This is a genomic window from uncultured Pseudoalteromonas sp. (assembly GCF_963922945.1).
GTDB lineage: Bacteria > Pseudomonadota > Gammaproteobacteria > Enterobacterales > Alteromonadaceae > Pseudoalteromonas.
Genome location: NZ_CAWUKC010000109.1, coordinates 1 through 10,874, shown reverse-complemented (window position 1 = coordinate 10,874; position 10,874 = coordinate 1). Strand labels below are relative to the sequence as shown.

General features: G+C 42.2%; 10 protein-coding genes. 7 read left to right on the top strand and 3 right to left on the bottom strand.

Annotation, left to right across the window (positions count from 1 at the left end; translation table 11 throughout):
* On the bottom strand, window positions 1-323 hold a 323-nt coding region (locus AABI99_RS16575; RefSeq protein WP_338367194.1), incomplete at its 3' end, for an FAD-dependent oxidoreductase.
* Window positions 324-610: 287 nt separating this feature from the next.
* Here AABI99_RS16575 and pssA point away from each other — a divergent pair.
* Complete coding sequence (gene pssA, locus AABI99_RS16570) at window positions 611-1,936, top strand: CDP-diacylglycerol--serine O-phosphatidyltransferase (RefSeq protein ID WP_338367192.1); 1,326 nt, start codon at window positions 611-613, stop codon at window positions 1,934-1,936.
* Window positions 1,937-2,051: 115 nt separating this feature from the next.
* On the opposite strand, the gene ald is transcribed toward pssA, so the two are convergent.
* Window positions 2,052-3,173 (bottom strand): alanine dehydrogenase, encoded by a 1,122-nt coding sequence (gene ald / locus AABI99_RS16565; protein ID WP_338367191.1) that lies wholly within the window; start codon window positions 3,171-3,173, stop codon window positions 2,052-2,054.
* A 142-nt stretch (window positions 3,174-3,315) separates the two neighbouring features.
* Between ald and lrp the strand changes: the two genes are divergently transcribed.
* From lrp to serS, 6 genes are all read left to right on the top strand, one after another.
* The gene (lrp, locus tag AABI99_RS16560) at window positions 3,316-3,795 is read left to right on the top strand and encodes a leucine-responsive transcriptional regulator Lrp (protein ID WP_004586747.1); all 480 of its coding nucleotides are present in this window, start codon (window positions 3,316-3,318) and stop codon (window positions 3,793-3,795) included.
* 166 nt (window positions 3,796-3,961) lie between these two features.
* Window positions 3,962-6,493 carry a DNA translocase FtsK 4TM domain-containing protein gene (locus AABI99_RS16555; RefSeq protein ID WP_338367190.1) on the top strand — a complete coding sequence of 844 codons (2,532 nt, stop codon included), beginning with the start codon at window positions 3,962-3,964 and terminating at the stop codon, window positions 6,491-6,493.
* Window positions 6,493-7,119 (top strand): outer membrane lipoprotein chaperone LolA, encoded by a 627-nt coding sequence (gene lolA, locus AABI99_RS16550; RefSeq protein WP_338367189.1) that lies wholly within the window; start codon window positions 6,493-6,495, stop codon window positions 7,117-7,119. The genes AABI99_RS16555 and lolA overlap by 1 nt, the downstream gene beginning before the upstream one ends.
* Window positions 7,112-8,455 (top strand): replication-associated recombination protein A, encoded by a 1,344-nt coding sequence (locus AABI99_RS16545; protein ID WP_338367188.1) that lies wholly within the window; start codon window positions 7,112-7,114, stop codon window positions 8,453-8,455. Before lolA ends, AABI99_RS16545 begins: the two co-directional genes overlap by 8 nt.
* Window positions 8,448-8,828, top strand: coding sequence for a fluoride efflux transporter CrcB (gene crcB / locus AABI99_RS16540; RefSeq protein WP_338367187.1), 381 nt, complete (start codon window positions 8,448-8,450; stop codon window positions 8,826-8,828). Before AABI99_RS16545 ends, crcB begins: the two co-directional genes overlap by 8 nt.
* A gap of 9 nt (window positions 8,829-8,837) precedes the next feature.
* A complete protein-coding gene (gene serS / locus AABI99_RS16535) occupies window positions 8,838-10,142 on the top strand; it encodes a serine--tRNA ligase (RefSeq protein WP_055014307.1) in 1,305 nt (434 codons plus the stop codon).
* Between the two features lie 427 nt (window positions 10,143-10,569).
* Here the strand turns inward: serS and AABI99_RS16530 are convergent.
* The coding region (locus AABI99_RS16530) for a tyrosine-type recombinase/integrase (RefSeq protein ID WP_338367186.1) at window positions 10,570-10,874 on the bottom strand (305 nt) is incomplete at its 5' end.

Sequence of the window (10,874 nt, the reverse complement as noted above, 5' to 3'; positions counted from 1 at the left end):
GCATCACATGTATAAGTACCTTGGTCACCAGTAAGTGTGAAAGGGCGCTTAGACACATCTACTTTATTGATGTGGTCAAATACAATTTCGGTTTCAAAGCGTTCGGCGTGCTCTTTCATACGGTCCATTAACGCAGGGCCCGTTAAACCGTGCGCGTCGCCTGGCCAGTTTTCAACTTCAGTTGTCGTTGTTAATTGGCCACCTTGCTGAATACCGGTAATTAAAACTGGGTTTAAATTTGCGCGTGCTGCGTAAACCGCGGCTGTGTAACCAGCAGGGCCTGAACCTAAAATTAGTAACTTAGAGTGTTTTGCTTCAGTCATGATCTTTTCCTAAACGTTTAATACTGAACTTAATGGCTTCGATTCTAAGAAAAACAAGGCACAAGTAAACAAATTATGTGAATATTTTTTTCTGCTAAATAGTGTTGCTGTGCAATATTGTGTACTGGTTATCCTAGTTACAGTAATAAATTGCTTTTTAAGGCGAAAAAACAAACAGATGAGCAACAAAGATTCGTTAATTCATGACCCGTTAGTTTTTTTTTGATATGTTTTACTTAATTTTATTTGTCACTGATAGATTATGTGACCTTAGTGAATAGGCAACTATGTTATTTTGGCAGGAAAAACCCGCATTTGGGTTGACTTCAAAAGACGTTAACGTCTTAACCAATGCACAAGAGTACCGTACGCAATTGCTACGTTTAATTAGCAACGCAAAAAAAAGAATTTATATAACGGCACTTTATTTACAAGATGACGAAGCAGGGCGCGAAATTTTAGAAGCGCTTCATCGTGTATCGTTGGCAAACCCCAACCTTGAAATAAAAGTGTTGGTTGATTTTCATCGTGCTCAACGGGGTCTTATTGGGGCGGCAAAATCAGACGGTAACGCAAGTTTATATTGTGACTATTTAGAAAAATTTAAATCAAACGTACAGGTTTACGGTGTACCGGTTAAAGCAAAAGAGCTATTTGGTGTATTACACCTTAAAGGCTTTGTTGTAGATGATACTTTATTATACAGTGGCGCAAGCTTAAATAATGTGTACTTACAATACAACGAACGCTACAGGCTCGACCGTTATTTTTTAGTGAGCCAAAGCGAGCTATGCGACTCTGTCGTTGATTTTATAGAGTCTAAGCTGATAGCGTCACAAGCTGTGCCACGTATTGATACCCGCCCGCTTAAGCGTTTAATTGATTTTAAGTTTGAACAAAAACAGTTAATGCGCGATTTAAAATCGGCAAGTTACGCTAATGCTGGCAAAGCTAACACCGACCCATTGGGAATTCGTTTATTTTTAGGGTTAGGCCGTCGGAATAACAGTTTAAATCGATTAATAAAAAACTTGTTTGATACCACAGAGCAAGAGCTTGTGCTTTATACGCCGTACTTTAACTTTCCGGCGCCACTTATGCGCTCACTACGCCGATTACTAAAACAAGGCAAGCAAGTCACTATTGTAGTGGGCGATAAAACCGCGAACGATTTTTATCTGCCGCCAAGCGAGCCATTTAGCAAAATAGGTGCGCTACCGTATTTATACGAAACCATATTGCATAAATTTGTCAAATCGCAAAAGCGTCATATTGATAACGGTAATTTAAACGTGTACTTATGGAAGCACGAGAGCAACTCGTTTCACTTAAAAGGTATTTGTGCCGATAGACAACGTCACTTATTAAGCGGGCATAATCTTAATCCGCGTGCATGGGGATTGGACATCGAAAATGGCATTTTAATCGAGGATCCCCAGCAAAGCATTATGCAAGCGATAGATAACGAAAAGCAGGAAATTTTAAAACATTGCCGCCGTTTAACTGGGCCAAATGATTTAGAAACAGTAAATGATTACCCACAGCCGGTTAAAAAGCTGCTTGGTCAGGCTAAGCGAGTAAAAGTGGACTTTATAATTAAGCGTTTTATATAAATTATTTATATATTCGACATTTAGATACAAAAAAGCAGCTAATTTTAGCTGCTTTTTTATTGCGTGTGGTTAGGTAGCTATTTTAGTCAATAACACCTAACTACTAAACGCAAAATTATGCGTTTTCTACTGCAGTACGTGGGTCAACATATTCCATGTTGAACGCTTCTGCTACTTCTTTGTACGTTACTTGGCCTTTAATTACGTTTAAGCCTTTTAGGAAGTGTTCGTCATCAAGAAGTGCTTTTTTATAACCTTTATTTGCAAGGTTAATAATGAAAGGTAATGTTGCATTGTTAAGTGCAAACGTAGATGTACGCGGTACAGCACCTGGCATGTTAGCAACACAGTAGTGTACAACTTCATCAACAATGTAAGTAGGATCAGCGTGCGTAGTTGCTTTAGACGTTGCAATACAACCACCTTGGTCAATAGCAACATCAACAATTGCAGCGCCTGGCTTCATTGCTTTAATGTGTTCAGCTGTAACTAGTTTTGGAGCAGCAGCACCTGGAATTAGAACACCGCCAATTACTAGGTCAGCTTCTAGTACGTGTTTTTCAAGGGCATCAGCAGTTGAGTAAATTGCTTTAACCTTATTACCAAATTGCGCGTCTAAAGAACGAAGTACATCAATGTTACGGTCAAGCACTACAACATCTGCGCCCATGCCTACAGCCATTTGTGCAGCACTACGACCAACCATACCACCACCAATTACAACTACTTTAGCTGCTTCAACACCTGGTACGCCACCCAGTAACATACCACGGCCGTGGTTAGATTTTTCAAGCGCTTGTGCACCAGCTTGAATAGACATACGACCAGCTACTTCACTCATAGGCGCAAGAAGTGGTAAGCCGCCACGCGCGTCAGTCACTGTTTCGTAAGCGATACAAATCGCTTTACTTTTCACAAGGTCTTCAGTTTGCGGAAGATCAGGGGCAAGGTGAAGGTAAGTAAATAAGATTTGATCTTCACGTAGCATTGCACGCTCAACAGCTTGCGGCTCTTTTACTTTTACGATCATGTCTGCTTTTGCAAAAACATCAGCAGCAGTTGCTAAAATTTCAGCGCCAGCTTGAGTGTAATCTTCGTTAGTAAAACCAATGCCCATACCAGCATCAGTTTCTACAATCACTTGGTGGCCGTGATTTACTAATTCACGAACACTCGCAGGAACCATACCTACACGGTATTCATGGTTTTTAATTTCTTTAGGTACACCAATAATCATAAAATTTGCCTTATTAAGAACGGATTAACATTTTTCACTATTATATTCATCACATGGTAGTGTGTCTCACCTTTTTTAAAAGGGTAACCAGTGTTATTATCTAAATAATGAAAATAAACAGAATATTAAACTAGTAGGGTGTATGCATCAGTTATTAGATAGAATTGACCGTAAAATTTTAATGGAATTACAGCACGATGGACGCCTTTCTAATGTAGAACTGGCCCGACGAGTTGGCCTGAGCGCCACGCCCTGCTTGGAGCGCGTAAAAAAGTTAGAGCGAGAAGGTTACATACTTGGCTACAAAGCGGTGGTCGACCCTGCAAAGCTTGGCCAAGGCTTATCTGTGTATGTAGAAGTGACCATAACTAAAACATCACCTGATGTATTTGATGAGTTCAGTGCAGCGGTTAAACAACACGAAGAAATCATAGAATGCCACTTGGTATCGGGTAATTTTGATTTTTTACTGAAAACCCGTGTAAACGATATGTCGGAATACCGCGGTGTTTTAGGCGATATACTTTTAAAACTACCGAATGTGAGTGAAAGCCGAACTTATGTAGTAATGGAAGAAGTAAAAGGCGAAGACGGCGTTATTATTCGCCCTTATATTGCTTAAATTATTTTGGCAGCAGTAAAAATATTCTTTAACACGTCTAATTTATAAAAACTTGTTCATAATCAGGCCATACAAACTAAGATAAAGTGCATCAAAATGCATTTCCTGCTAAGGTATTTGACTGCTATACAAGTGCCAATAAAATAATAAAGAGGGATAGGAAGTTATGCGCCTAAATGGTGTGCAAAGACTATTAGAAACAGGGCTGATCATCAGCACCTTTGCGGCAATATTTATTTTATGTGCTTTAATCAGTTTCGATCCCGCTGATCCTGCGTGGTCGCAAACGGGTGAATTTAGAAACGTAAAAAATATTACGGGCACAGCCGGTGCCTGGGTTGCCGATATATTATTACTATCATTTGGTTGGCTCGCGTATTTAGTGCCAGCTGCCATTCAACTATTTGGCTACTTGTTGTTTAAGCAACCTCATCGTATTTTACAGCTCGATTACACCACACTTGCCTTGCGTGTTATTGGCTTTGCTCTATTTATTACCTCAGCAACGGCAATAAGCAGTATTAACTTTGATGATATTTATAATTTCTCATCGGGTGGGGTAGTGGGCGATGTGATTGCATCGGCTATGATGCCGGCATTTAACTTTACCGGTACCTCTATTTTATTATTGTGCTTCTTTTTTGCAGGGCTGACCTTGTTAACCGGTGTATCGTGGGTTGAATTTGTAGACTACCTAGGTGATTTAGTGGTGAGGGGTTACCGCTATCTCTTTAATTATGCCCAAGGCTGGATACAAAGAGAGCATGATGCTGCAAATTCAACAAAAGCTGACGCCCAATTTAACGACGACTTCAACGATGACGTTCAAAGCCTCTCATCGCAGGAACACCCGTTACCGGAGCTTGAAAAAGCACCTGAAAAAACAAAAAAACCAGCTAAACAAAAAGCCATTACTAAAGAGCAGCCTACCTTTAGCGAGCCGCAAATTAGTGATGACTACAGCCCATTTGACGAGCTAGACGATATTCTTGATCAAGAAATTGGCTTTAGCGCCATAGACGATGAGCCTATGGATACCGCAGCTGCGTTAAATGCACTAGATCAAAGCCAAGTTGTTGAGCCAGAAAAACCGGTGACCACCGTTGTATCGCCAGCAAGGCCAATGCCTAAGCCAAAACCTGCGTATCAACCACCGCCAACGGCAAAAGAAAAGTTTGAAGAGCTACTAGATAAAGAGCCACCGCCAGGCCCATTACCGTCGCTTGATTTACTCGATAGACCCGACAAAGCGAAAAACCCAATATCACAAGAAGAGCTTGAAAGTGTATCACGCCTTGTTGAAACAAAATTACTCGACTTTAACGTGCAAGCCACTGTAGTAGGGGTGTACCCGGGGCCTGTAGTAACGCGTTTTGAGCTCGATTTAGCACCGGGCATTAAAGTGTCAAAAATTACAGGTTTATCAAAAGATTTAGCTCGTTCACTATCGGCAATTAGCGTACGTGTAGTTGAAGTTATACCGGGTAAAACATATATAGGCATAGAGTTGCCTAATAAATACCGCGAAATTGTACGTTTATCTGAGGTAATAAACGCGCCTAAGTTTGAGCAAAATCCATCGCCACTTACCATGGTGTTAGGTAAAGATATTGCTGGGGAACCTGTTTGTGCCGATTTAGGTAAAATGCCCCATTTATTAGTAGCAGGTACCACGGGTTCTGGTAAGTCAGTGGGCGTTAATGTAATGATATTAAGCTTACTGTACAAATCGGGCCCTGATGATGTGCGTATGATCATGATTGACCCGAAAATGCTTGAGCTTTCGGTTTATGAAGGTATTCCGCACTTATTATGTGAAGTGGTTACCGACATGAAAGAAGCGGCCAATGCATTGCGTTGGTGTGTTGGCGAAATGGAGCGCCGTTACAAACTTATGTCGGCGCTGGGTGTACGTAATTTAAAAGGTTACAACCAAAAAGTAATGGAAGCCAAAGAGGCGGGTTACCCAATTCTTGACCCATTATTTAAAGACACCGACGGCATGAAAGAGGGCCCAGATGAGCTAGATAAACTACCGAGCATAGTAGTAGTAATAGATGAGTTTGCCGACATGATGATGATTGTAGGTAAAAAAGTTGAAGAGCTCATCGCCCGTATTGCGCAAAAAGCACGTGCCGCAGGTATACACTTAGTACTTGCAACACAGCGCCCATCAGTAGATGTAATTACCGGCTTAATTAAAGCTAATATACCTACGCGTATGGCGTTTCAGGTGTCGAGCAAAATAGACTCGCGCACCATATTGGATCAACAAGGCGCCGAAAACCTATTAGGCATGGGTGATATGCTTTACTTACCGCCTGGCAAAAGTGTGCCAGAGCGTGTACATGGCGCGTTTGTAGATGACCATGAAGTACATGCGGTAGTAAACGATTGGAAAGCCCGTGGTAAGCCTAATTACATAGATGAAATTTTAAATGGCGAAGCAACAGAAGATGTTTTATTGCCTGGCGAAACCAGTGAAAATGCCGATGACGAGTCAGATCCGCTTTACGATGAAGCAGTCGCATTTGTAATAGAAACCGGCAAAGTATCAGTATCGTCAGTACAACGTAAATTACGTGTTGGCTATAACCGTGCTGCACGACTAGTAGAACAAATGGAAACATCAGGTATCGTGAGTTCGCCAGGCCATAATGGCGCTCGCGATGTATTAGTACCTAATGGAGCAAATTAATGAAAAAATTAAACAGTTTATTATTAGTGCTTGGTAGTTTAATTGCCACGCCTAGCTTTGCTGACGACAGCCAAGCACTGCAAGACAAACTCGCCATGATTAAAAGCTTTAAGGCGCAGTTTTCACAAAACGTAACTGACTCGCAAGGCCAAGCGGTGATGCAAGGCGAGGGCACTATAGCCCTACAACAACCTATGATGATCCGCTGGCAGCAAACAAACCCAGACGATACCTTATTTGTATCAAATGGCGATAAAACCTATTACTTCGACAGCTTTGCTGAGCAAGTAACGATTATGGATACCCATAGCCTTATAGACTCAACGCCGTTTGTATTGCTTACCTCAAAAGACGCTGCACAATGGGAAAAATACAGTGTTCAAGCCACAGACTTTGGCTTTAGTGTAACACCAAATAAAGGCGTAGAGAGCCAAGTAGAACAACTTGATATTACCTTTGCAGGTAACGAGCAAGGCCTTGCTAAGTTAGTGGTTACCGATAATTCAGGCCAGCTTTCATCGTTTAGCTTTAATAATGCACACGTAAATACCGCGCTTGATACAAGTACCTTTGAATTTACCCCGCCAGTGGGTGTAGAAATAGACGATCAGAGTAACGGTGAATAATTTAGGCTTTAATTTTGGGCCCGATGTACGCCCGCTTGCGGCGCGAATGCGCCCAACAACGCTTGACGAATACATAGGTCAGCAACATTTACTTAGTAATGACAAACCCCTGCACCAAGCTATTGTTGCAGGGCGTTGCCACAGTTTAATTTTGTGGGGGCCGCCTGGGGTAGGTAAAACCACCCTTGCGCAAATTATTGCAAACCATGCCGATGCCGAGCTTATACAAATGTCGGCTGTGACCGCAGGCGTAAAAGATATTCGCGACAGCGTAACGCAAGCGCACGATAACCTACAAAGCCGCGGGCAGCGCACACTTATGTTTGTTGACGAAGTACACCGCTTTAACAAATCGCAGCAAGATGCATTTTTACCCCACATAGAAGATGGCACCTTTATATTTGTAGGCGCGACAACCGAAAACCCTTCATTTGCACTTAATAATGCGATTTTATCACGCGCACGCGTGTATGTTTTAAAGTCGCTAGCCGATACCGACCTATACACTGTGATAGAGCGCGCACTTGTGCAAGATGAGCAACTAAACCAAAAAAATATTGTTATTGCCGATAACGCCAAACAGGCGCTTTGCCAAGCAAGTGGCGGCGATGCCCGTAAAGTATTAAACTTACTTGAGCAAGCGGTTGATTTAACCACTGAGCAAAACGGCACATACAACGTAGATGAGCACGTATTAAGCCAAGTACTTCCCACGCATTTAGCTAAATACGATAAAGGCGGTGATGAATTTTACGATTTAATCTCCGCTTTTCATAAATCAGTACGTGGCAGCTCACCCGATGGCGCGCTGTATTGGTATTGCCGAATTTTAGCCGGCGGCGGCGACCCACTTTATGTAGCAAGGCGGTTACTTGCCATTGCCACAGAAGACATAGGTAACGCCGACCCACGGGCAATGGAAGTGGCGTTAAATGCATGGGATATATTTCAGCGTGTGGGCCCAAGTGAGGGCGAGCGCGCCATTGCACAAGCGACCTTATATTTAGCCAGCGCACCTAAAAGTAATGCGGTTTATATGGCGTTTAACCAAGCAAAGGCAGATGCCAAAAACGAGCCAAGCTACCCTGTGCCAGAGCATTTACGAAACGCGCCCACAAACCTAATGAAAGACTTAGGTTATGGCGCTGACTATCGCTACGCACACAACGAAGAGGGCGCTTTTGCCGCTGGTGAAAAGTACCTACCGCCAGAAATTCAAGACAAACAATATTATACACCGAGCGATCGCGGCCTTGAGCAAAAAATTAAGCAAAAGCTTGATTACTTAAAAGATCGCGACGCGCAAAGCCCATTTAAACGATACGAAAATGATTAAACTTTATATAATGATCGCCCTTGGCGGTGCCTCAGGAGCCTGTTTACGGTTTTTTATTAGCGAAACCATGCTAAAACTCCTCGGTAGGGGATTCCCTTTTGGCACGTTGGCGGTTAATATTCTGGGTTCATTGTTAATGGGCATTTTGTATGGTTTGATAGAAAAAGAAATTATCGCCACAAGCCCCGCTAAAACCCTTATTGGTATTGGCTTTTTAGGTGCGTTAACCACCTTTTCAACATTCTCAATGGACTCGTTGTTGTTATTACAACAAGGTCACTTTATTAAAATGGCCCTCAATATCATCTTAAATGTGATGATCTGTATTTTTATGGCTTGGCTGGGCCTTCAGCTGGTAATGCAAAAAGGTTAAAAAACTAACATGTTAGATTCTAAATATTTACGACAAGACGTTGAGCAAACTGCAGCACGCTTAGCAGCTCGTGGCTACGAGCTTGATGTTGCAAAAGTGACAGAACTTGAAGAACAACGCAAAACATTACAAGTAAAAACGCAAGAGCTTCAAAGTCAACGTAACGCCAGTGCTAAAGCCATTGGCCAAGCAAAAGCAAAAGGCGAAGACGCACAACCACTACTAGATGCAGTGGCAAATTTAGGCAGCGAATTAGACGCCACTAAAAAAGCACAAGACGAAGTACTCAACGCCATTAACGACATTGCATTAGCAATTCCAAACTTGCCAGACGAATCAGTACCAGAGGGCGCTGATGAAGACGACAACGTTGAAATACTTACTTGGGGCACGCCTAAAAAGTACGACTTTGAAGTAAAAGATCACGTAGATGTAGGGCAAGACCTAAACGGCCTAGACTTTGAAATGGGTGTTAAAATTAGTGGCGCACGTTTTACAGTAATGCGCGGCCAAGTAGCGCGTATGCACCGTGCACTTACGCAATACATGCTAGATACCCACACAGATAAAAACGGCTATACAGAAATGTATGTACCGTACTTAGTAAATAGCGCAAGCCTTTACGGCACAAGCCAATTACCTAAGTTTGCAGGCGATTTATTCCATACATTAGGCCTAGTAAACGACGACGGTGAACAACAAGCTGGCTTTAGCTTAATCCCAACAGCAGAAGTACCGCTGACTAATAGCGCACGCGACGAAATTTACGAAGAAAGCGATTTACCGATTCGCTTAACTGCGCACACACCGTGTTTTAGAAGTGAAGCGGGCAGCTACGGTCGCGATACACGCGGCTTAATTCGCCAGCACCAGTTTGATAAAGTTGAACTAGTACAACTAGTAAAACCAGAAGATTCAATGCAAGCGCTTGAAGAGCTAACTGGCCACGCAGAGCAAATTTTACAAGCACTAGAACTACCATACCGTAAAGTCATTTTATGTATGGGCGACATGGGCTTTGGCGCAGCTAAAACATACGACTTAGAAGTATGGCTACCGGCACAAGATACCTACCGCGAAATTTCGTCTTGTTCAAATATGGTCGATTTCCAAGCGCGCCGTATGCAAGCACGTTTTCGCCGTGAAGGGGCTAAAAAACCAGAGTTACTTCATACACTAAATGGCTCAGGTTTAGCCGTTGGCCGTACACTCGTAGCTATACTAGAAAACTACCAACAAGCCGACGGCTCAGTAGTCGTGCCAGAAGTATTACGCCCATACATGGGTGGACTTGAAGTGATTGGTAAAGCTTAAAATACAAGCCGTCAGTTTTTAGCTATCAGCTATAAGTAGAAAAGCCGCTGTTTTAAACGAACAGCGGTTTTTTTGTTTTAGTAAAAGGTTCGAGGTTAAAGGTAAAAGCTGAGATTTTAATTCGCAGTGAAATTCATTGTGTAAGAATCGGCTTCATACATTATCGGCGCTATTTTTGTATAAAGCGTACTTTAACGCGTGACACACAATTAAAAACTTTTGCTAGTTTTATAATCTCGAAAATGGGCTTACAACTCCATTGGCTCCTTGTTGTTTATACCCAAGTCACCTCAATACACTGAATTCAGCGTTTAACAGGCGCTTAATATCAAGGCGTTGCTTTGCAAGAATGGCATTCCCTTTTAAGAAGCAATAACGATGAGAGTAAGTGCCTGTGAAACGCCCGAAGGGTTGGTTTAAAAGCGATTTATACTGCGTTATTAATTTTAACAATAGAACCACTATTATTTGCAATCAATGCCTTGCCTAAATTGCTTTTAATTCCAACTGAAACTCGTGTCTTGAGGTGACTTGGGTATCTATGAGTATATATTTGGGTTGTTCGCACATCACTATGGCCTAATTGTGCCTGAACCGTGCGAATATCAGCGCCACTTTGCAATAGGTGCGTTGCAAATGAATGGCGTAAGGTATGTGGTGTAACGTGTTTCCTAATTTTTGCATCAAAAGCGGCTTTTTTAACAGCGCGTTGTAATTGCTTTTCATCAATAT